The organism is Brevundimonas sp. R86498, from assembly GCF_044598075.1.
GTDB lineage: Bacteria > Pseudomonadota > Alphaproteobacteria > Caulobacterales > Caulobacteraceae > Brevundimonas.
Genome location: NZ_CP139004.1, coordinates 367,125 through 389,565 on the forward strand (window position 1 = coordinate 367,125; position 22,441 = coordinate 389,565).

Below are 22,441 nucleotides of genomic sequence, written 5' to 3' on the forward strand. Positions count from 1 at the left end.
CCGGATAACCATACAGACGATATGGCGATGTCATCGCCTGTTGACAAGCGCGGACTGAAGTTCCATTAAGTCAACAGGCGATGACCGGGCGCTTCCCCCCCCTTGTATGTCCGTCACGCCTGTTACCGGGAATTCGCCCCATCGGGAGAGCGCGCTCATGCGCAGAGCCAAGATTGTCGCCGTGTCCGTCATCCTGACGGGCGCGCTTTACGGCTGTTCGCAGCGGTCCGAGGCCCAGGGCCCGCCGCCCGCCGCGCCGGTCACCGTGGCCGTGCCGCTCGCCGAGCGGGTTGTGGACTGGGACGACTTCACCGGCCGGTTCGAGGCCACCTCCTCGGTCGAGGTCCGGGCCCGCGTCGGCGGCTTTGTCCAGTCCGTTCACTTCCGCGACGGCGACTTCGTGCGCCGGGGGCAGCTGCTCTTCACCCTCGATCCCCGTGCGGCCCAGGCCCAGCTGGCGGCGGCCCGCGCCGCACTGACGCAGGCCGAGGCCCAGCTGGCCCTGGCGCGAACCAACCTGACCCGTTCGGAGGGCCTTCTGGCCAGCCAGGCTGTCAGCCAGGCCGAGGTCGACACCAACCGGGGTAGCGTACAGACCGCCGAAGCGACCGTCGCCTCCGCCGAGGCCAATGTCCGTGCCCGCCAGCTGGAGCTGGAGTTCACCCGCGTGACCGCACCCTCGTCGGGTCGGGTCTCTGACCGCCGGGTCGATCCAGGCAATGTGATCGCCGGTGGATCGTCCGCCGCCGATGTGCTGACCACGATCGTCTCCTCCGCCCCTATCTATTTCGTGTTCGAGGGCTCCGAGGCCCTGCTGCTCAAGTATCAGCGCGAGGCCCGCGCCGGCCGCTCCGCACCGGTGCGCATCCGGCTGCAGGACGAAAGCGACTTCAGCCGCTCGGGCACGCTGGACTTCACCGACAACGCGGTGGATCCGGCGTCCGGCACGATCCGCCTGCGCGCTGTCATTCCGAACGGCGACGGCTTCCTGAAGCCCGGCATGTTCGCGCAAGGTCGCGTGGCCGGAGCCGGGGCCTATGACGCCCTGCTGGTGCCGGATTCGGCGATCGGCACGGACCAGGGTCGCCGGGTGGTTTCGGTCGTCGCGGCCGATGGCTCGGTGACGCCCACGCCGGTCCAGCCCGGTCCGCTGGTGGATGGTCTGCGGGTCATCCGTTCCGGACTGCGCCCGACCGACCGGATCATCATCGACGGCCTGCAGCGGGCCATGCCCGGGACCAAGGTCGCGCCGACGAACGGCCGCATCACGCGCCAGCCGCGCGCGGAAGCCGCTCCGACCACCTATGCGCCGCCGGCCGCGACCGGCACCTCCGCCGCCGCCGTGTCGCAATCCGTCGCCTCGGGCGACTGAGACCCCCCGCATGAATATCTCGCGCTTCTTCATCGACCGGCCGATCTTTGCGATCGTCCTGTCGGTGTTCATCACCCTGATCGGGGTGTTCGCCTATCCGCTGCTGCCGCTGGCGCAGTATCCGGAGATCGCGCCGCCCACGATCACCGTTACCACCGCCTATTCGGGAGCCTCGGCCGAGACCCTCGCCGAGACCGTCGCCGCGCCGATCGAGCAGGAGGTGAACGGGGTCGAGGGGATGCTCTACATCTCCTCATCCTCGACCTCGGACGGCGTGGTGGCGATCACCGTCACCTTCGAGCCTGGGACGGATCTGGATGCCGCCCAGGTGCTGGTCCAGAACCGGGTGTCGCTGGCCGAACCCCGTCTGCCCGAGGCCGTGCGCCAGGTCGGCGTGGTCGTGAACAAGCAGGAATCCGGCTTCCTGATGATCCTCGGGCTGACCTCTCCGGGCGGCGTGCTCGATAACGACTATGTCGGCAACTACGCCAACTCGACCCTGCGCGACCGCCTGCTGCGGATCGAGGGGGTCGGCAATGTCACCATCTTCGGGGGTGGCAACTATTCGATGCGGGTCTGGATCGACCCGGCCAAGGCCGCCGCGCGCGGTCTGAACGCCGCAGACATTACCGCCGCCCTGCGCGGCCAGAATATCCAGGCCGCCGCCGGCTCGATCGGCCAGCCGCCGTTCGCGACCAATGCCTCGGCCTTCCAGCAGCCGATCCAGGTCCAGGGCCGTCTGTCGACGCCCGAGGAGTTCTCCGACATCGTCGTCAAGACCGATGCCGAAGGGCGCGTCACGCGCATCCGGGACATCGCGCGGGTCGAGCTGGGGGCCCAGGACTATGGCATCCAGGGCTATTTCGACGGCGTGCGCGGCGTCGGTATCGCCATCGTGCAACAGCCGGGCGCGAATGCGCTGGGCACGGCCGAACGCGTGCTGGCCGAGGTCGAGGCCCTGAAGGCCACGGCCCCGCAGGGTCTTGAGATCGGCGTCCCCTACAATCCGACCGAGTTCGTCGCCGCCTCCGTGGAGTCGGTGCAGCACACCCTGATCGAGGCCGTCATCCTGGTGGTGCTGGTCGTGCTGGTGTTCCTGCAGTCGTGGCGCGCCGCTATCATCCCGATCGTCGCCATTCCGATCGCCCTCGTCGCCACCTTCGCGGTGCAGCTGGCGCTGGGCTATTCGATCAACTCGCTGTCCTTGCTGGCGCTCGTGCTGGCCGTCGGCATCGTGGTCGATGACGCCATCGTCGTGGTCGAGAATGTCGAGCGCTACATCCGGGAGGGCCTGTCGCCCAAGGACGCCGCCTACAAGTCGATGCAGGAGGTTTCCGGGGCCCTGATCGCCATCGGTCTGGTGCTGGTGGCCGTGTTCATCCCGACCATGTTCGTGCCCGGCATTCCCGGCATCTTCTATCGCCAGTTCGCCGTGACCATCGCCGCAGCGACCGTCGTGTCCCTGTTCGTGTCCCTGACCCTGTCGCCCGCCATGGCCGCCCTGCTGCTGAAGCCGCACGCCCATCATGACGAGACCGCGGCCCTTCCCCGGACGGCCTTCGGCAAGGCGAAATACTATGCCGGTTGGGCCGGCCGGAAGTTCAACGAGGGCTTTGACTGGCTGTCGGACCGTTACGGCCGTCTGACGGCTCGCCTCGTGCGCACCGTGGCCGTCGTTCTGGTGGTCTATGTCGGCCTGCTGGGCCTGACGACCTGGCGGCTGATCGACACCCCGTCCGGCTTCATTCCGGAGCAGGATCAGGGCTTCCTGATCGGCGTGGTCCAGTTGCCGGCCGGGTCGTCGCTGGAACGCACCAATGCGGTCATGGACCGTGCCCGAGTGATCATCGAGGGCACCGAGGGCGTCGATGGGACCGTGGCCTTCGCCGGCCTCGACGGCACCAGCTTCTCCTTCGGGTCCAATGCCGCGACCATCTTCGTGCGCCTGAACGATTTCCACGACCGCACGACGCGCGAAACGACCGCGGCGGCCCTGGCCGGAGCCATCACCGGGGCGGTCGGCGGGATCCAGAACGCCAACATCTTCGTCATCGCCCCTCCTGCCATCCAGGGTCTGGGGACCGGCAACGGTTTCTCGATGATGATCCAGGACACCTCGGGATCGGGCTATGGCGCGCTGGAAGGGGCGACCTACGCCATGATGGGCGCGGCGGCCCAGGCCCCGACCGACGTGCAGCAGGTGTTCTCGACCTACAACACCGCCTCGCCCCGGGTGGAAGCCGATGTCGACCGCGACCGGGCCCTGATGATGGGGGTCCAGCCGTCCGACGTGTTCAGCACGATGGGCATCTATCTGGGCTCGTCCTACGTCAACGACTTCAACTTGCTGGGGCGCACCTTCCGGGTCACGGCCCAGGCCGAGCCGGCCTATCGCGACGACATGGCTGACATCGGCAATCTGAAGGTCCGGTCCTCCTCCGGAGCCATGGTCCCGCTGGGATCGGTGGCGACCCTGCGCGAAAGCTCGGGCCCGGCGCGGATCGTGCGGTACAACCTGTTCCCCGCGGCCGAGCTTCAGGGCCAGGGCGCGCCGGGCGTGTCCTCCGGAGCAGCGCTCGGGATCATGGAGACCATGGCCGGTCAGGCCCTGCCGCCGGGATTCTCGTACGAGTGGACGGGTCTGGCCTATCAGGAGAAACAGGCCTCGGGCGGCGCGACGATCATCTTCGTGGTCGCGGTCCTGCTGGTCTTCCTGGTGCTGGCTGCCCAGTACGAGGCCTTCACCCTGCCGCTGGCCGTGATCCTGATCGTGCCCATGTGCCTTCTGGCCGCCATGCTGGGGGTCAATGCGCTGGGACTGGACAACAACATACTGGTCCAGGTCGGTCTGGTGGTGCTGATCGCCCTGGCGGCCAAGAACGCCATCCTGATCGTCGAGTTCGCCAAACAGGGCGAGGAGGACCAGGGGCTCGACCGCTGGGATGCCGCCGTCGCGGCCGCCCGGACCCGTCTTCGTCCCATCCTGATGACCTCCTTCGCCTTCATCCTCGGCGTGCTGCCGCTGGTGCTGGCGGAGGGTGCCGGAGCCGAGATGCGTCAGTCGCTGGGTGCCGCCGTCTTCTTCGGCATGATCGGGGTGACGGTCTTCGGCCTGCTGTTCACGCCGGTCTTCTATGTGATCTGTCGCGGCCTGGCCGCGCGCCTGCCACGGCGTGATGAACCGGCCACCGGGACACCCACCACAGGCTCGCCCTCCGACGCCGCCCTCCACTCGCCCACGCCGGCCCTGAACGCGCCGCGCGCCGGAGACGCCGCATGACACTCCGTCTTTCCCCCCTCCTGACCGCCTGTGCCGCCTCCGCCCTGTTGGCAGCCTGCGCGGTCGGGCCGAAGGCACCCGATGCCCCTCTCCCCCCCTGGCGTCGGGTGCCTTCGTAAGTCTGAACCCCGGCACTGCAGGCAGCGCAGTTGTCAGCACTCCGGCGCGTGACGACTGGTGGCGGCTATATGCGGACCCCACGCTGGACGGGCTGATCGAACAGGCGTTCGCGCAGAACAACGAGCTGGAAGCGGCGGTCGCCAATCTGCGCGCGGTCCGCGCCAGCCTGTCGGAAGCGCGGGCAGGGCGTCTGCCGACGACCAACGCCAATGCCGCCGGCTCCTATGGCCGGTCTTCCGCAAACTCCGGGACGATTCCGGGCGTGACCGGGGGCGAGCCGCTGGACGAGACCGAACTTTATGATGTCGGCCTGGACGTCGCCTATGAGATCGATCTGTTCGGTCGCGTCGGATCGACCATCCGCGCAGCCCGGGCTGATGCGGACGCCCAGGCGGCGGCGCTGGATGTGGTTCGCGTGTCCGTCGCCGCCGAAACGGCCCGGGCCTATGCCGATGCCTGTTCGGCCAACGCCCAGATTACGGTCGCCGAACGCAGCCTGGCGCTGCAGCAGGACACGGTTGATCTGACCCAGCGGCTGCTGGAAGGCGGGGCCGGGACGGGCCTCGACACCGCGCGGGCGCGGTCCCTGCTGGCCTCGACGCGGGCCACCCTGCCGACCCTGAGGGCGCAGCGCGACGGAGCCCTGTATCGTCTTTCGACCCTGACCGGTGTGACTCCGGCCGAAGCTTCGGTCGCGGCGCGGGCCTGTGTCCGTCCGCCCCAGCTGTCGCAGCCGATTCCGGTCGGGGATGGAGCCGCCCTGCTGGCCCGCCGCCCCGATGTGCGTCAGGCCGAGCGTTCGCTGGCCGCCGCCGCCGCCCGGGTCAACGTCGCCACCGCCTCGCTCTATCCCAGCATCAGTCTGGGCGGTGCGATCGGGACAACGGCGGCGGATGCCGGCGATCTGGGGGACGATGCCTCGTTCAACTTCTCGGTCGGGCCGCTGATCAGCTGGAGCTTCCCCAACATCCTCGTCGCCCGCGCCCGGATCGCTGCGGCCGATGCCCGGACCGAGGCCGCGCTCGCCAGCTTCGACCAGACGGTTCTGGCGGCGCTGCAGGAGACCGAGACGGCCCTGACCAACTATGCCAACGAACTGGACCGGCGCGCGGCCCTGACCGAGGCGCGCGATCAGGCCGCCAATGCGGCGCGTCTGGCCCGCCTGCGGTTCGACGCCGGGGCCGACAGCTTCCTGACCGTGCTGGATGCCCAGCGCACGGAAGCCAGCGCGGCATCGACGCTGGCCCAGTCCGACGCCCTGGTGACGACCTACCAGATCGCCCTGTTCAAGGCGCTGGCGGGCGGCTGGCAGGGCGAAGGCTGAACCGCGGCAATCGTGAGCCCGGCGACGATCTGAATCCGTCGCCGGGCGCGCATTGATTTCGCGGCGATCCGCACTACTCGCGCACGTTCTGTGCATGTGACGCTTCATCCGACCCCTGAGCGGGGAAATCGTTTGCGCTGACGGCCCTGCCTCGGTTTATATGTTGCCATGCAACAGAGAGGCCCAGCTGGACCCAAGGGGTTCGTCGTTCAACCGCGCCGCCTGCCCAAGGCGGAGGCGTCCGTGCGCGTGCAGGATTTTGGCGAGATCATCGTCAAACCCACGCCCGAGAACCTTGAAAGCCAGGCGGGGCGCTGCACCGACTGCGGCGTGCCATTCTGCCAGACCGCCTGCCCGCTGCAGAACAACATCCCCGACTGGCTGGGCCTGTCGGCCGAGAACGAACTGCGCGAGGCCTGGAAGATCGCATCGGCCACCTCGACCATGCCCGAGATCTGCGGCCGAATCTGTCCGCAGGACCGCCTGTGCGAGGGTTCCTGCACCCTGAACCAGTCGGGTTGGGAAGCCGTGACCATCGGCTCGGTCGAGGCCTTCATCGGCGACACCGCCTTCGACAACGGCTGGGTCGAGCCGATCCGCCCCCTGCATGAGCGGTCCCAGAGCGTCGGCATCGTCGGGGCGGGCCCCGCCGGCATGGCCGCCGCAGACCGGCTGCGTGAACAGGGCTATCAGGTCACCGTCTATGACCGGCACGACCGGCCCGGCGGCCTGCTGATCTATGGCATCCCCGGCTTCAAGCTGGAGAAGCGGGTCGTGCAGCGCCGGATCGACCGCCTCATCGACGGCGGCGTCACCTTCGTGACCAACTGCGACGTCGGGACAGACATCACCCTGGCCGAGCTGCGCGAGAAGCATGACGCGGTCCTGCTGGCCATGGGCGTGTACCAGGCCCGGGCGCTGCAGGTGCCGGGTGCCGGGCCCGGAGACACCCTGCCGGCGCTCGAGTTCCTGATCCATCAGAACCGCCGGGATCTGGGCGAGGCCGACGACGACACCGGTCATCATGCGCGGGGCCGGAATGTCGTGGTCATCGGCGGGGGCGACACAGCCATGGACTGCGTCCGCACCGCCATCCGGCAAGGGGCCAACAGCGTCACCTGCCTGTATCGCCGCGACCGCGAGAACATGCCGGGCTCGGCCCGTGAGGTCCTGAACGCCGAGGAAGAGGGCATCCGGTTCGAATGGCTGGGCGCGCCCAAGGCCCTGATGTCGCGGGGCGGGGCTGTGTCGGCCGTACGGGCCGCGCGCATGGCCCTGTCCGAGCCCGAGTTCGGCAAGCGCCGCGAGATCGTGCCGGTGCCGGGGGCCGACTTCGACCTGCCGGCCGATCTGGTGATCGAGGCCCTGGGCTTTGAGCCGGAGGCCTTCGCCGCGCACCACGACGACTTGTCCCTGACGGAATGGGATACGGTGGCCGTCGCTCGCTCCGGGTTCGCCACCAGCCTGCCCGGCGTCTATGCCGCCGGCGACGCGGTGCGCGGGGCCTCGCTGGTCGTCTGGGCGGTGCGCGACGGCCAGGATGCCGCCGCCGAGATCGATCGTTACCTCAAGGCCCGCACGCAGGAGCAGGCCGCATGACCTGGCTGACGCAATACACCACTGATCGGCAGCGGCTGATCGACGCCCATGCCTACGAGCCGACCTCGGAGAAGGACGCCTGTGGCGTGGGCCTTGTCGCCGCCATCGACGGAAAGCCGCGCCGCGAGGTGGTCGAGCTGGCCATCAAGTCGCTGAAGAACGTCGCCCACCGGGGCGCGGTCGATCCGGACGGTCTGTCGGGGGATGGGGCGGGCCTGATGGTCGAGGCCCCCCAGGCCTTCTTCGCCGAACAGGTGCGGGTCATCGGCCAGACCCTGAGGCCCGGGCCGATCGCGATCGGCCAGATCTTCCTGCCGCGCACCGACCTTGGGGCCCAGGACCGGGCCCGTGCCATTGTTGAGACCGAGGTCCTGCGCGCCGGCTTCTACATCTACGGCTGGCGCCAGACGCCGATCGACCTGCGTGTCGTGGGCTCCAAGGCCGATGCCACCCGGCCCGAGATCGAGCAGATCATGCTGGCCGCGCCAGCCGATCTGGCGGGGGCTGAGGACGGAGAGGCGCTGGAGCGCGAACTGTACCTGTGCCGCCGCCGCATCGAGAGCGCCGTCATCGCCGAGAGCGTGCCGGGGTTCTACATCTGCTCCCTGTCGGCGCGGTCGCTGATCTACAAGGGCATGGTTCGGGCCGAACTGCTGGACCAGCTGTATCCTGACCTGCTGGATCCGACCTTCCAGTCGGCCTACGCCATCTTCCACCAGCGCTATTCGACCAACACCTTCCCCGAGTGGCGGCTGGCCCAGCCGTTCCGCATGCTGGCGCACAACGGCGAGATCAACACGCTGAAGGGCAATCTGAACTGGATGCGGAGCCACGAGATCCGCATGACGGCCCAGGCGTTCGGCAGCCATGACGGCGACGTCAAACCGGTGGTCCAGCCGGGCGGGTCCGACTCGGCCTCCCTGGACAACGTCTTCGAGGTGCTGGTCCGCGCCGGTCGCCCGGCCCCCATGGCCAAGGCCCTGCTGATCCCCGAGGCCTGGGCCAAGGACGAGGGCCTGATGAAGCCCGAGCACCGGGCGCTCTATGCCTATTGCAACGCGGTGATGGAGCCCTGGGATGGGCCCGCCGCCATCTGCGCCACCGACGGCCGCTGGATCGTCTGCGGCAAGGACCGAAACGGCCTGCGCCCCCTGCGCGCCATGGAGACCCACGACGGCCTGTTGCTGGCCGGTTCCGAGGCGGGGCTGGCTGGATTGCCGGAAAGCCGGATCAAGCGACGCCTGCCGATCGGTCCCGGCCGCATGATTGTGGCCGATCTCCACACGGGCGTGATCCTCGACGAGACCCAGGCCATCGACGCTCTGGCCGCCGACCATCCGTATACGGAATGGCTGGAGAACATGGTCGATCTGGAGGATGTGATCGGACCGGGTCCCGAGCCCCGCGCCGCGACCGGCGAGGCCCTGACCCGGCGCCAGATCGCCGCGGGTTTCAGCCGGGAGGATCTGGATCTGCTGCTGGATCCCATGATCATGGACGGCAAGGAGGCCGTGGGGTCGATGGGGGACGACACGCCGCCGGCGGTCCTGTCGGCCCTGCCCCGGCCGCTGGCCCACTATTTCCGCCAGAACTTCAGCCAGGTCACCAATCCGCCGATCGACCCCCTGCGCGAAGCCGGGGCGATGAGCCTGAAGACCCGGTTCAAGAACCTCGGCAACATCCTCGCCGAAGAGGAGGCCCAGACCAACGTCTTCGTGCTGGACAGCCCGGTCCTGACGACCGGCATGTACGAGCGGATGCTGGACGTCGTCGGTGCGGGCTCGACCGTGGTGATCGACTGTTCCTATCCGCTGCCGGCGGAGGGCGATCGTCCCGGGGCCGGCCTGCGCGCGGCGCTGGACCGGATCAAGGATGAGGCCGAGGCCGCGGCGCGCGGCGGCTGTGGCCTGATCGTGGTGACCGATGAACGGGCGTCGGAAGAGCGGATCTCCGTGCCCATGATCCTGGCCGCGGCAGGGGTTCACGGCCGCCTGACCGACACCGGCCTGAGAAGCTTCGTCTCTATCGTGGTCCGGTCGTCCGAGGTTCTGGATCCGCATGGATTCGCCGTCCTGATCGGGGTCGGGGCCACGGCCGTGAATCCCTGGCTGGCGCAGGAGATGTTTCAGGAGCGGCTGGACCGCGGGGCCTATCCGGGCCTGTCGCTGCGCGACGCCTGTCTGAACTACAAGGCCGCGCTGGAAGCCGGTCTGATGAAGACCCTGGCCCGCAAGGGCATCAGCGTCATCTCCGCCTATCGCGGCGGCTGCGAGTTCGAGGTGCTGGGCCTGAGCCGCGCCGTGACGGCCGAATTCTTCCCCGGCGCGCCGTCACGGATTTCCGGGATCGGCCTGGCCGGGCTGGAGCGGGCGGCGATCCAGAGGCACGCGACGGCCTGGACCGAGGCGACGCCCTCGCCCGCCGTCGGCGGCTTCTTCCGCATCCGCGCGGGACAGGAGGCCCACGCCCACGATGCGAAGACCATCCATCTGCTGCAGGACGCCTGCAATCGCGGCGACTACGGCCGGTTCAAACAGTATTCCGAAGCCGTGCGCGACCAGCCGGATCTGGCCCCCCGCGACCTGCTGGACTGGCGCGAGGGGCTGACACCCATCCCGCTGCAGGAGGTCGAGAGTGTCTCGGACATCCGCAAACGCTTCCTGACGCCGGGCATGTCCCTGGGGGCCCTGAGCCCCGAGGCGCACGGGGTGCTGAACGTCGCCATGAACCGGATCGGGGCCCGCTCGGTCTCGGGCGAGGGCGGCGAGGATCCGGAGCGCTACGCCACCCGTCCGGACGGGGACAACATGAACTCGGCGGTCAAACAGATTGCCTCGGGCCGGTTCGGCGTCACGGCCGAATATCTGAACCAGTGCCGCGAGATCGAGATCAAGATCGCACAAGGGGCCAAGCCCGGCGAGGGCGGCCAGCTGCCCGGCTTCAAGGTCACCGAATTTATCGCCCGGATGCGGCATTCCACGCCCGGCACGACCCTGATCAGCCCGCCGCCGCACCACGACATCTATTCGATCGAGGATCTGGCCCAGCTGATCTACGACCTGAAGTCGATCAACCCGGACGCCCGGGTGACGGTGAAACTGGTCAGCGCCTCAGGCATCGGGGCGATTGCGTCGGGCGTCGCCAAGGCCAAGGCCGATTGCATCCTGATCGCCGGCCACAACGGCGGCACGGGGGCGTCGCCCCAGTCCTCGATCAAGCATGCGGGCCTGCCGTGGGAGATCGGTCTGGCCGAGACCCATCAGGTGCTGAGCCTGAACAACCTGCGCAGCCATGTGGTGGTCCGCGCCGACGGCGGTATGCGCACCGGGCGTGACATCGTCATCGCCGCCATCCTGGGGGCCGAAGAGTTCAACATCGGCACGGCCAGCCTGATCGCCATGGGCTGTCTGATGGTGCGCCAATGCCATTCCAACACCTGCCCGGTCGGGGTCTGTTCGCAGGACCCGCGGCTGCGCGAGAAGTTCACCGGCACGGCGGACAAGGTCGTCAACCTGTTCAGCTTCATCGCCGAGGAGGTGCGGGAGTATCTGGCCCTGCTGGGGGCGCGATCGCTGGACGAGATCGTGGGCCGGACCGATCTGCTGCGGCAGGTCCGGCGCGGGGGCGTGCATCTGGACGACCTCGATCTGAACCCCCTGCTGGTCCGCGTCGAGGCGGCCGAGAAGAGGCTGTGGGCCGACAAGGGCCGGGCCGAGGTGCCGGGAACGCTGGACGCCCGCGTGCTGAACGACGCCTGGGCCTTCCTCGACCGGGGCCAGACCTCGGAGCTGACCTATCCGATCTCCAATGTCATGCGCACCATCGGTGCGGGGGTGTCCTCGGCCATCGTGCGGCGCTGGGGACCGACCGGGCCAACCGGCGTCCTGACCCTGAAACTTCAGGGCTCGGCCGGCCAGTCGTTCGGGGCCTTCGGGGCAAAGGGACTGAAGCTGGAGCTGACCGGCGAGGCCAACGACTATGTCGGCAAGGGCCTGTCCGGGGCCAAGCTCGTGGTCAAGCCGGTGGAGTGGCGCGAGCACCAGCCCGCCATCGGCAATACCACCCTGTATGGCGCGACCTCGGGCCGGCTGTTCGTGGCCGGGTCCGCCGGCGAGCGGTTCGCCGTGCGCAACTCGGGCGCCGAGGCCGTAGTCGAGGGGGCCGGGGCCCATGCCTGCGAATACATGACCGGCGGCCGGGTCGCGATCCTGGGGCCGGTCGGCTGGAACCTTGCGGCCGGCATGTCGGGCGGCGAGCTGTTTGTGCTGGACGAGGCCGGACGGACCGGACTGGCCCTGAACGGCGATCTCGCGACCTTCGCGCCCGTCACCGAAGCGGCAGGTGAGCGGCTGAAGGCTCTGGTCGAGGCGCATCTGGCGGCGACGGGATCGCCTCTGGCACGCCGGCTGCTGTCCGGCTGGGCCGAAAGCCTGAAGCGGTTCGTCCGGATCGTGCCGAAACCCGTGGCGGAAGCCGAGAGCCGGCTTGAGGCCGGTCAGGCGGTCCCTGCGTGACGACGGTCGCCCCCGTGCTTCTGGCCCATCAGGCTCCGCTGGCGCTGGACGGAGCAGCGACCGGCTGGATCCTTGTCTCGACCGCGCTGGTCCTGATGATGACCCTGCCCGGCCTGGCGCTGTTTTACGGGGGCATGGTCCGCAAGAAGAACATCATCGCCACCATCGCCTCGTCCACTGCGGCCCTGATGGTGGTGACGGTGCTGTGGTTCGTGGCCGGATACAGCCTGTCGTTCGGAACCAGCGGCCCCGCCACCAATAGCGTCATCGGCGGCATCGACGCCCTGTTCCTCGACGGAGTGCGGATCAACACGGCCCACAGCCTGGCACCCGGCCTGCCCGAGTATCTGTGGATCGCCTATCAGCTGACGTTCGCCATCATCACACCGGCCCTGATCGCCGGGGCCTTTGCCGAGCGGATGAAGTTTTCGGCGAGCCTGCTGTTCTTCGGCCTGTGGCATCTGATCGTCTATGCGCCGATCTGTCATCAGGTCTGGGGCGGCGGCTGGCTGGGATCGTGGGGCGTGCTGGACTTCGCCGGCGGGGCGGTGGTGCACGTCAACGCCGGGGTCGCCGGTCTTGTCTGTGCGCTGGTGCTGGGGCCCCGTCACGGCTTCGGTCGGGACAATATGGCCCCGGCCAACCTGGCCTATACGGCCATCGGCACAGGTCTGCTGTTCGTCGGCTGGCTGGGCTTCAACGCCGGCTCGGCCTGGGCCGCGGACGGGATCGCCGCAGTGGCGGCCCTGAACACCTTGATCGCGCCAGCCGCGGCGGCGCTGGGCTGGATGACGGTCGAATGGATCGAGAAGAAGCGCCCCACCCTGCTCGGCCTGCTGTCCGGCATCGTCGGGGGTCTGGTGGCCATTACCCCGGCGGCGGGTTTCGTCGACCCGAGGGGAGCCTTCCTGATCGGCCTTATCGGCGGCCCGGCCTGCTATGCGGGCGCAGTCTGGCTGAAGCACGCGCTCAGATATGATGACAGTCTGGACGCCTTCGGCATTCACGGCGTCGGGGGTATCGTCGGCGCGATCCTGACCGGGGTTTTCGCCACCACCGCCATCAACGGGGTGGCGGCCGGTGCCGATGTCGTCAAACAGATCGCGGGCCTGGCGGCCGTCATCGCCTGGAGCACGGTCGGGACGTTTGCTGTGCTGATGGTGTGCAAATTCACCACCGGTCTGCGCGTGCCGCGTGACGGCGAGGTCGAGGGTCTCGACTACTCCCAGCACGGCGAGAGCCTTCACTAGCTCACCGGATGCGGAACGCGGCCTCCGTCCGGGCGATCCAGTCCCGCACGCCGGGATAGGCCGCCAGATCGAACCCACCTTCGTGGGCAACCCGGGTGTAGGCCACCAGCGCCAGATCCGCGAGGGTCGGACCTGTCCCGCCCGCGAGCCAGGTGTCGCCCGCGAGGGCGGCCTCCATGCGGGCGAGCGCGGCATGGCCCCGCTCCATCAACCGGGACTCGATCCGGTCTGGGGACCAGCCCAGATAGGCGCGCTGAAACCGCGCCACGGCGACATAGGGTTCATGGCTGTACTGTTCCCAGAACAACCATTCGAACATCTTCGCCCGCTCCCAGGCGTCGGTCGGGATCCAGCGGCTGCTCTCGGCCAGATGGACGAGGATGGCGTTCGACTGCGCCAGGGCCCGGCCGTCCTCAAGCACCAGAGTCGGGACCTGACCGGCCGGATTGAGCGAGAGGAAGGTCGACGTCCGGCTATCACCGGCCAGAATATCGACCTCGACCCATCTGTATTCACGACCCAGCAGATCGAGCATCCACTTGACCTTCAAGCAGTTACCCGACCGGATATCACCATGGAGAATAAGCATCGCAGGCCTGCATGGAATCGATGACGATCCGGAACTGCTAACCCGGATCGCGTCGCCGACCAATGCGGACCTGGATCATCTCTGGCAACGATTGACTGATCCATCGCGCATGTGGACGGGACATGGTGGCGAGGGCGCGTTGCCACAATGTCGCCACCGCGCGACGCGACACCTCACTCTGTCGGCGCGTTCCCAGGTCGATGCCACCAAGAGACTGATCTGTGTTCAGCACCCTCGCGGCGTTCGCCATGCTCTGGGCCACGGCCTTCCCGGCCGGAGACCCGATTTCCTATGAGGCGGCCGTCGCGGCCGATCCCGTGGTGATGAAAAGCAGCGAGGCCACGAACGGTTCCGACGCAGCACCGATCGCGCTGTCCGATGAACAGGCGGCGCTGATGGAACGCGCGCCGGACTGGAGCGCCCACGCCAGCCTGTATCACGCCGGCGGTGGCGGGGCGACGGGCAACGACTCGCTGGGCTGCCGTCCGGTCGCCATGCGCACCCTGGCCACCGATCCGCGGGTCATTCCGAGGCGGACCCGCCTGTTTATCCGCGAGACGGTTGGCCTTCGCCTGCCCGACGGCACCGTCCACGACGGCTACTGGTATGCATCGGACACTGGTGGTGCGATCCGCGGCGCGCGGGTCGATCTCTACACCGGCCACGGGCGTGGCTCCATGCAGCCGGTCATGCGCTTCAACCAGCGTCGGCTGACGATCACCAATGCCGGCCGCTTCGACGGCTGCCCTCCGGCGTGGGACAGCGCCTCCAACTAGCGCCGTTCACCAAGTCACAAAAATGGTCCAGGTTGAACTTCCACGCTGAAGGAGGTTCGCATGTTCGCCCGCCTGTCCACGGTCTGTCTGGCCGCACTGACGCTGACGCTGACGACGCCCTTGGCTGCGGCGGCGCAGGACGCGGCTGTTCCCGTGCGCGACCGCACCGAGCGGATCGGCCTGTCCGGCCGGCGGGGTCCCAGCCTGTTCCGGCCGGGCTTTGCAATCGGCGAATATACGGGCTGGGCGTCGATGCGGGATTCCGAAACCCGCCTGCCGTGGCAGTCGCGCGATTTCGCCACCGCCGAACTGTCGATCGTCACCCCGGCCGGTGAGGTGACGGGCAATTGTGGTGGCGGCCAGGGTCACCGCAACATCCTGGGCATCACCTTCGACCGGGAACGGCTGAGTTATGACTGCGACTACGCCGGAGCCGCCCCCGCCGATGCTGGCATGGGACTGGCCCTGGCCCGCGGGTCCCTGGTGCAACGGCTCCAGCAACCGCAGCGGGCCGGCAGCCTGACCTGGAACGGAGTCGAATACCGGACCGAGACCCGCAGGCTGGGCGGCCTGCCGTTCGGCGGGGGAAGGGTCATGGGCTATGTCATCACCCGGGACGGCGTCGAGGTCGGCGGCGTCGATCTGAACGGCATGCGCCCCACCTTCTACCTGCCGCCCGCCGGCTCACCGGACCGGGATGCCGTGGCTGTGTTCGCCATCAGCCTGTGGGCCTTCCGCGACCCCGCCAACCGGTAGACGTCAGCCCGCCGGGGCCGGCTCGGGACCCAGCAGGCGGCGGAGCAGGGGCCAGATATTGGACAGGGCCGAGATGAAGCCGACGACGGTCGCCAGGCCCTGGAACAGGGCCCAGACACTGCCGAACACCGCCCCGGACCGGACCATCTCTTCCAGTGGAAACAGCAGCTCGCTGACGCCGATCTGGAAGGCGGCATAGGTCTGGGAATACTCGATCGACCGGTCGGCGAAGAAGGCGATGGCAACCGCCGCCGCGACCGGGGCCCACATCAGCGGCAGCACCAGCAGCAAGGCCAGGATGGCCGTGACCAGTTTCGTCCCGACCGTCTCGCCTGACAGGAGGGTGACGATGACGCCGACGCCCAGCGCGAGGATGGTTGCCGCAATCGCGATCGGCAGGACCTGATCCGTCGCCACGATCAGATCGTTGAACAGGCCCCCGGTGAGAATGCCGGCCCCGGCCAGCAGGAAGGACGCGACCCAGGTCGCGCCATACTGTCCCAGCCGTCGCTTGATATGTCCCGCGCTGAACATCGGCCCGTCTCCTTCGCCCCACGACCATCCTGCCTCCACCGGTCGGTCGAGTCGACTGACGGAACAGTGATTGTCAGAACCGGCGACGGCCGCTGATCGTCTCGAAGAACATCCGCCAGTCGCCCATCAGGCTCCACAGCGGGTATTTGAAGGTCGCGGGCCGATTCTTCTCGAAGAAGAAATGGCCGACCCACGCGAACCCATAGCCAAGCAGCGGCATGGCGAGGAACCACCAGACGCTCACGAACAGCCCCAGCAGGGCGGCCACGATGACCAGGGCCGATCCGACGACGTGAATACGCCGGCACGTCCGGTTGGAGTGCTCATGGATATAGTAGGGATAGAAGGCGTCGAACGAGGCGAAGCGTTCACCGGGCGCGGGCGACTGGGTCATGCCTCCAGCCTGCCCCCGGGTCGCCGGTCTGACAAGTCAGGCGCCGACGCCGGCCCAGATCAGCGCAAGGCCCAGGGTGCCCACGGCGATCCGCCACCAGGCGAAGGGCGCAAAGCCATGGCGCGACACAAAGTCGAGCAGGAACCGGACCACCAACAGGGCCGTCAGGAAGGCGGTGACGAAGCCGATCGCGATCAGGCCGACATCGGTGAAGTCCAGCGCATCGCGGCTCTTGAACAGGTCATAGGCCACGGCCCCGCCCATGGTCGGCAGGGCGAGGAAGAATGTGAACTCGGCCGCCGACCGCTTGTCCGTGCCCAGCAGAAGCCCCCCGGCCACCGTGGCCCCCGAGCGGGAGACGCCGGGCAGAAGGGCGAGGCACTGGAACAGGCCGATCAGGGCATAGACGCGAAAGGGGTATGTGTTCACGTCGAGGTACCTCGGTACCCGTTTCATCCGGTCCAGCAGCAGCAGCAGGACCCCGCCGACGATCAGGGCGACGCAGATGATCACGGGTGTCTCGAAAAAGATCTCCTTGATGATGTCGTACATGAACACCCCGGCGAAGGCCGCCGGCAGGAAGGCGATCACCACGCCGATGATGAAATGGCGCGCCTGGGCGTCATGCGGCCAGCGCGTGGCGAGGGCCCACAGCCGCTGGAAATAGACGCTGACGATGGCGAGGATCGCGCCCAGCTGGATGACGATCTCAAAGGTCTTGCCCTCGCTCTCGAAGCCCATGAAATGGCCGAGAAGCAGAAGGTGCCCGGTGGACGAGACCGGAATGAACTCGGTCAGTCCCTCGACCAGCCCGAGGATGATCGCTGCGATCCAGTCCGCCATGAAGTTCCCCGTTGCACCGAGCCGGGTCAGTCGACGGCCGGTCTGGGCCCCACATAGCGCAGACGCGCCCGGATAGGCGAGCCGTCGATGGCCTGATCGATGGCATGGGCCATCAGCCCGATCAGTCGGCCGATCAGCAGCACGTCGGCCGCTCCGTCGCGCGGCAGCTCAAGCCGACGGGCCATCACCGCCAAGGCCAGGGCGAACCCGGCCCGCTGGCCGCTGGCGGCCTCGCCCTCGCGGATCACCGCCCGGAGATCATCGGGGAGGTCGGCGAGGGCAAGAAGGGCGCCGACCCGGGGATCGCCGAGCGGAAAGCGGCTGCTGCCGAAGCCGGGAATCGCGCCCTCTGCCGCCATGCGCCGCGCGGCCGCGCCCGCCGGGTCGCGCCGGGCCTCCACCACCCAGGTGATGGCGCGGCTGAGGGTCAGGGCTTCAGGAGAGCCGGCCAGGGTCACGAGACCGGCCAGCGCCGCCCCGGCGGGTGAAGCCCCGCCGGAGGCCGCCGCGCGGGTCGCGAGAACGGCCGGATCAGGCCCTTCATCCGCCGCCAGGACAAGGGCCCGGCGCAGGTGCAGACTGTCGCGCTCCAGCATCTTCCAGCCGCGCGCCAGTCGCTGGTGGAAAAACAGCCGCGGCCCCGGGCCGGCGACCGCATCGACCACTTCATTGATCGTGGAGGCCGCCTCCGATCTGAGAACGTCCGCGGATCGCTCAAGGCAGGATGGGCTTTCCTCGGCCCGTCGCGACAGGGCGGCAAACAGCCGGGCCCGATGCGAGGCCCCGCCGGCGGCGTCGACCCGCACGCCCAGACCCGCGAACGGATTGGTGTCGCCTGTGTCCCACAGCAGCCGGGCGGTCTCCTCGAGCGTGGCGGCCTGGGCCCACTGGGCGGCGTCGCGGCCCCGGAAATAGAGCCGGCCGTCGGCCACAAGGCTGACCGAGGACTGGATAACGGTCTCGCCCCGCGCCGCCGGGGGATCGAACGGAAGAACCGTTCCCGCTCCCTCACCCCCGCTGACGCCCTTGAGCCGGGCGACATCCGCGGCGGCGTAAAGGCTGCGGCGGGGATCGCGGGGGTCTGGCCGGGCCGTGATCCGGCCCCGGCTGACATAGGCATAGAGGGTCTGGGTCTTCACCCCCAGCAGGGACAGAACCTCTGCGCGGGGGATCCATCGATCCACCGCCTGCTGGTCCCGCTCGCCGACGCCTTGCGCCATGGCCTTGCCCCCACCCCGGTCAGGGTTAATCCACGCGCACCATGGGGCGCTTTCGTGACCGTAAGCCTAACAGTGGTCCGCGGCAGTATCATCCATTGGCAACCGGGGGGCGATCGGCGACAAGGGCGGCGATGAATTCCCCCGTCACCCCTCCCCCTTCCGCCGGCCCCTGGGGCCTGCCCGCGACGCTGTCGACACGCCAGATCACGGGCCTGTCCGTTGGCGTGGCGATCGTGCTGATCGGCCTGAAGGCCTTCGCCCTCGGGGCCTCGGGATCGGTCTCGATCCTCGCCTCATTGGCGGATTCCACCCTCGACCTGATCGCCTCCCTGACCACCTTCTACGCCGTGCGCTGGGCCGCACGGCCCGAGGACCACACCCATCGCCACGGCCATGGCAAGGGCGAGGCCATGGCTTCACTGGTCCAGGCCGGGCTCGTCTTTGCCTCGGCCGTCTTCATCGGCTGGGAGGCGCTGCAGCGCATCTTCGATCCCCGTCCGGTCGCGGGCGGGGCCTGGGCCGTCGGGGTGGTGCTGATCTCGATCATCCTGACGGCGGGGCTGGTCTGGTTCCAGACCCGGTCGCTCAAGGCCTCAGGGTCCATGGCGGTGTCCGCCGACCGCGCGCACTATGCGGCCGACCTCGCCTCCAATGTCGTGGTCCTGATCGGGGTCATCTCGGGAGCCTTCCTTGCGGCGCCCGGGCTGGACGCGGCCGCCGGGCTGGTTGTGGCGGTCTGGCTGTTCTGGGGGGCGTCCGGTGTTCTCAAGGGTGCCGGGGACCAGTTGCTGGACCGCGAGGTGTCCGACGCGGACCGGGTCGCACTGACGACCGCCGTCCTGACCGATCCCCGCATCGCCGGCGTGCACCAGTTGCGCACACGCATGTCCGGCACCCGGCTGGCCGCCCAGATGCACGTCGATCTGGATCGCAACCTCTCCTTCGAGGCCGCGCACGACATTGTCGTCGCCGCCGAAGGACGCGTCCGGGAGGCTTTCCCGGGAGCGGATGTGCTGATCCACGCGGATCCCCGGGACATCGCCTCGTCCCGGACCGGAGCGTCAACGAGACCTTAACGCCACCCGGTGCAGGACACGCCCATGTCGGCGAACGTCCTGTTCCATTTCCCATTCGATCCGGGGTCCCGCGCCGCGCGGCTGGCGCTCGGGGAGGCGCGGGTCGAGTGGACCGAGGTTCTGGTGCGACCGTGGGAGGCTGACTGCCCGGTAGCAGCCCTGAACCCGTCGGGCATGCCTCCGGTGCTCCAGGTCGAGGGGCCGCCGGCCCTGACCCTGTGCGAGGCCCCCGCGATTCTGGGCTGGATCGAGGATGCGCAGAAGACGCCCCTGCTGATGCCGTCGGACGCGGTCGAGCGCGCCGAGGTCCGCCGGCTGACGGGATGGTTCGATCGACGCTTCACCGATGAGGTCAATGCTGTCCTGCTGCATGAGCGGATGGAAAAACCCCTGCTGCGGCTCGGTCCGCCCGAGGCCCGGGCCCTGCGGGAGGGGCGCGAGGCGCTGAAGCAGCATCTCGCCGCGTTTGACGCCCTGCTGGCCCATCGCGACTGGCTGGCCGGCCGGCGTCTGTCGCAGGCCGACATCCTGGCGGCCGCGCACCTGTCCACCCTCGACTATTTCGGGGAAATCGCCTGGACGGCGTGGCCGGGGCTGAAGACCTGGTACATGAAGATCAAGTCGCGACCCTGTTTCCGGCCGCTGCTGGCGGACCGGTTCCAGGGCCTTGCCCCGGCCCCTCACTACGCTGATCTGGACTTCTGAAGCCCGGGCTTCCGACCTAGCCGGCGAACTTCGCCATATCCTCGTCCGAGATGTCCTCGTTGGAATAGACCGAGGAGACGTCGTCCTCGGCATCCAGCGCATCCAGCAGGCGCATCAAGGTTCCCACCGCGTCGCCGGTCAACGGAACCTCGGTCTGGGGCTTCCAGACGATGGCGGTCGATTTCGGATCGCCCAGAACCTTGGACATGGCCTCGGCCACCTCGTTCAGGTCCTCGAAGGCCGTCCAGATGGTGTGACCCGGCGCATCCTCATAGATGTCGGGCTTGACCAGATCGCTCTCGACGTCCTGGGCCCCGGCCTCGATGGCGGCCTCCATGATGGCGTCCTCGGTCCCCGCCTCGGCCGGGTAGACGATCTTGCCGACCCGGTCCCACATAAAGGCGACGGAATTCATCTCCCCCAGCTGCCCGCCGTTCTTGGTGAAGGCCACGCGGATGTTGGAGTTGGCGCGGTTGCGGTTGTCGGTCAGGGCCTCGACAATGATGCCGACGCCGCCCGGCCCCCGGCCCTCGTAGCGGACCTCCTCCATCGTATCGACGTCGCCGCCGGCGGCCTTGTTGATGGCGCGCTGGATCACATCCTTGGGCAGGCTTTCGGCCTTGGCGTTGTTGACCGCCAGACGCAGGCGCGGATTCAGGGCCGGGTCGGGCATGCCGGACTTGGCCGCCACGGTGATGTCGCGCGAGAGTTTGGAGAACAGCTTGGAGCGTTGGGCGTCGGCGCGCCCCTTGCGGTGCATGATGTTCTTGAACTTGGAATGGCCGGCCATTTGGAACTCTGCAAGGGCGATGGTCATCGCGTTCCGGCTGACAGGCCGGGTGCGACGTCGGGTTGGAGCGCCCGGCTCTAGCCCATGGTCAACGCCCTGTCACGGCTGGCGGGGAACCGCTACGCTCAGCGCGGGTTCAAGCCACGAACCCCGAGGAGCTGCGCCATGCAAGCCGAAGACGTCTATTACGACGAACAGTCCGATGACGAGGCCGACATCGTCGAATGGTATGAAGCCCGGCCAGTGACGGTCTCCACGGCCGTGGCCACCGGCTCGATCGTCGCCGCCTTTGCCTTCGGTGTCCTGACCGCCGTGGGTGCCCTCACGCTTCTCGGCTATATGGACGAGCACTGACGCTCCTGCGGGCTACAGAAGGGTCCGCAGGGACCAGAGCTCCGGGAAGCACCGCCGTTCCAGCGTCGAGGATAGATAGGCGACTCCGTCGGTGCCTCCGGTACCCCGACGGCGACCGATGATCCGTTCCACAGTGACCACATGCTTGTGCCGCCACGTGACGAGGGCGTCGTCCAGATCAACCAGCTTTTCCGCAAGCTGATACAGCGACCACCACCGGTCCGTGTCGCGATAGACCTCCAGCCAGGCAGCCTCCACGGCCTCGGACGGGCTGTAGGGCTGACTCACATCGCGGTTAAGAACCTCGGTGGGGACCGGTAGCCCCGCCGCCGACATCTGGGCAAGGGTATCGTCATAGAGACTGGGAGCTTCCAGCGCTGCGAGCAGCGCCGCGTGGGCTTCTGGCCGGTCGGTCTGGAAGGCGAGGAACTTCCGGTCCTTCAGGCCCAGCATCGTCTCCAGCCGCCGGAACTGGTCGCTCTGAAAGCCCGAACTCGAGCCCAGCACGCCCCGGAACTGCAGATAGTCGGCCGGCGTCATGGTGGCCAGGATGTCCCAGCTCTGGGTCATGACCGCCTGGATCCGGCTGACCCGCGCGAGGCTCTTGTAGGCCGGAACCAGGTCGCCTGCGCGAACCAGCCTCTGGGCCAGGGCGACTTCATGCAGGATCTGTTTCAGCCAGAGCTCCTTGGCCTGATGGATGATGACGAACAGCATCTCGTCATGCTGATCACTGATCGGGGCCTGGGCCGACAGCAGACGGTCGAGGTCCAGATAGCGGGCATAGGTCATGTCGGCGGCGGCCGTGTTCGGATCGGTCATGGTCGTTCTATCGGCCCGAATGGCGAGGGCCTCAAGCGCGTCCCGGGGGTCGCCATGACCGAACCGGCACGGTAAGGAATGGTGTCCGCGTTTCGCCGAGCCCGCAGACACTCCTGATGACCG

Annotated in this window: 18 protein-coding genes; 11 read left to right on the forward strand and 7 right to left on the reverse strand. The window is 68.4% G+C overall.

Going from position 1 to position 22,441, the window contains the following annotated elements; genetic code table 11:
* The first annotated feature begins 157 nt into the window (after positions 1-157).
* From SJY26_RS01885 to SJY26_RS01910, 6 genes are all read left to right on the forward strand, one after another.
* Positions 158-1,372, forward strand: coding sequence for an efflux RND transporter periplasmic adaptor subunit (locus SJY26_RS01885; protein WP_396594473.1), 1,215 nt, complete (start codon positions 158-160; stop codon positions 1,370-1,372).
* A gap of 10 nt (positions 1,373-1,382) precedes the next feature.
* Positions 1,383-4,652, forward strand: coding sequence for an efflux RND transporter permease subunit (locus SJY26_RS01890; RefSeq protein ID WP_396594474.1), 3,270 nt, complete (start codon positions 1,383-1,385; stop codon positions 4,650-4,652).
* A 214-nt stretch (positions 4,653-4,866) separates the two neighbouring features.
* Entirely contained in the window at positions 4,867-6,096 is a 1,230-nt protein-coding gene (locus SJY26_RS01895; protein WP_396595691.1) for a TolC family protein, read from the forward strand.
* 168 nt (positions 6,097-6,264) lie between these two features.
* Entirely contained in the window at positions 6,265-7,695 is a 1,431-nt protein-coding gene (locus SJY26_RS01900; protein WP_396594475.1) for an NAD(P)-dependent oxidoreductase, read from the forward strand.
* Positions 7,692-12,209: a glutamate synthase large subunit gene (gltB, locus tag SJY26_RS01905; protein ID WP_396594476.1), complete on the forward strand. Its 4,518-nt coding sequence runs from the start codon at positions 7,692-7,694 to the stop codon at positions 12,207-12,209. The genes SJY26_RS01900 and gltB overlap by 4 nt, the downstream gene beginning before the upstream one ends.
* Positions 12,206-13,459, forward strand: coding sequence for an ammonium transporter (locus tag SJY26_RS01910; protein ID WP_396594477.1), 1,254 nt, complete (start codon positions 12,206-12,208; stop codon positions 13,457-13,459). The genes gltB and SJY26_RS01910 overlap by 4 nt, the downstream gene beginning before the upstream one ends.
* Position 13,460: 1 nt before the next feature.
* Here SJY26_RS01910 and SJY26_RS01915 read toward each other — a convergent pair whose 3' ends face one another.
* Positions 13,461-14,048 (reverse strand): glutathione S-transferase family protein, encoded by a 588-nt coding sequence (locus tag SJY26_RS01915; RefSeq protein ID WP_396594478.1) that lies wholly within the window; start codon positions 14,046-14,048, stop codon positions 13,461-13,463.
* Positions 14,049-14,269: 221 nt separating this feature from the next.
* Here SJY26_RS01915 and SJY26_RS01920 point away from each other — a divergent pair, with 221 nt between their 5' ends.
* Together SJY26_RS01920 and SJY26_RS01925 are read left to right on the forward strand one after the other, a co-directional pair.
* A complete protein-coding gene (locus SJY26_RS01920) occupies positions 14,270-14,824 on the forward strand; it encodes a 3D domain-containing protein (protein WP_396594479.1) in 555 nt (184 codons plus the stop codon).
* A 60-nt stretch (positions 14,825-14,884) separates the two neighbouring features.
* Complete coding sequence (locus SJY26_RS01925; RefSeq protein ID WP_396594480.1) at positions 14,885-15,580, forward strand: hypothetical protein; 696 nt, start codon at positions 14,885-14,887, stop codon at positions 15,578-15,580.
* Between the two features lie 3 nt (positions 15,581-15,583).
* On the opposite strand, the gene SJY26_RS01930 is transcribed toward SJY26_RS01925, so the two are convergent.
* The 4 genes from SJY26_RS01930 to SJY26_RS01945 form a co-directional block, all read right to left on the reverse strand.
* Positions 15,584-16,114, reverse strand: coding sequence for a hypothetical protein (locus SJY26_RS01930; protein ID WP_396594481.1), 531 nt, complete (start codon positions 16,112-16,114; stop codon positions 15,584-15,586).
* Between the two features lie 73 nt (positions 16,115-16,187).
* Complete coding sequence (locus tag SJY26_RS01935; RefSeq protein WP_396594482.1) at positions 16,188-16,508, reverse strand: Mpo1-like protein; 321 nt, start codon at positions 16,506-16,508, stop codon at positions 16,188-16,190.
* A 36-nt stretch (positions 16,509-16,544) separates the two neighbouring features.
* Positions 16,545-17,351 carry an undecaprenyl-diphosphate phosphatase gene (locus SJY26_RS01940; RefSeq protein ID WP_396594483.1) on the reverse strand — a complete coding sequence of 269 codons (807 nt, stop codon included), beginning with the start codon at positions 17,349-17,351 and terminating at the stop codon, positions 16,545-16,547.
* Positions 17,352-17,377: 26 nt separating this feature from the next.
* Positions 17,378-18,571: a citrate/2-methylcitrate synthase gene (locus SJY26_RS01945; RefSeq protein ID WP_396594484.1), complete on the reverse strand. Its 1,194-nt coding sequence runs from the start codon at positions 18,569-18,571 to the stop codon at positions 17,378-17,380.
* A gap of 131 nt (positions 18,572-18,702) precedes the next feature.
* Here SJY26_RS01945 and SJY26_RS01950 point away from each other — a divergent pair, with 131 nt between their 5' ends.
* Positions 18,703-19,647: a cation diffusion facilitator family transporter gene (locus SJY26_RS01950; protein WP_396594485.1), complete on the forward strand. Its 945-nt coding sequence runs from the start codon at positions 18,703-18,705 to the stop codon at positions 19,645-19,647.
* Between the two features lie 24 nt (positions 19,648-19,671).
* Entirely contained in the window at positions 19,672-20,352 is a 681-nt protein-coding gene (locus SJY26_RS01955; RefSeq protein WP_396594486.1) for a glutathione S-transferase family protein, read from the forward strand.
* 16 nt (positions 20,353-20,368) lie between these two features.
* Here SJY26_RS01955 and SJY26_RS01960 read toward each other — a convergent pair whose 3' ends face one another.
* Positions 20,369-21,142, reverse strand: coding sequence for a YebC/PmpR family DNA-binding transcriptional regulator (locus SJY26_RS01960; protein WP_396594487.1), 774 nt, complete (start codon positions 21,140-21,142; stop codon positions 20,369-20,371).
* A 165-nt stretch (positions 21,143-21,307) separates the two neighbouring features.
* Between SJY26_RS01960 and SJY26_RS01965 the strand changes: the two genes are divergently transcribed.
* Positions 21,308-21,496 (forward strand): hypothetical protein, encoded by a 189-nt coding sequence (locus SJY26_RS01965; RefSeq protein ID WP_396594488.1) that lies wholly within the window; start codon positions 21,308-21,310, stop codon positions 21,494-21,496.
* A 12-nt stretch (positions 21,497-21,508) separates the two neighbouring features.
* Here SJY26_RS01965 and SJY26_RS01970 read toward each other — a convergent pair whose 3' ends face one another.
* Positions 21,509-22,318, reverse strand: a complete 810-nt coding sequence (locus SJY26_RS01970) for a tryptophan 2,3-dioxygenase (protein WP_396594489.1) — start codon at positions 22,316-22,318, stop codon at positions 21,509-21,511.
* Positions 22,319-22,441: the final 123 nt, after the last annotated feature.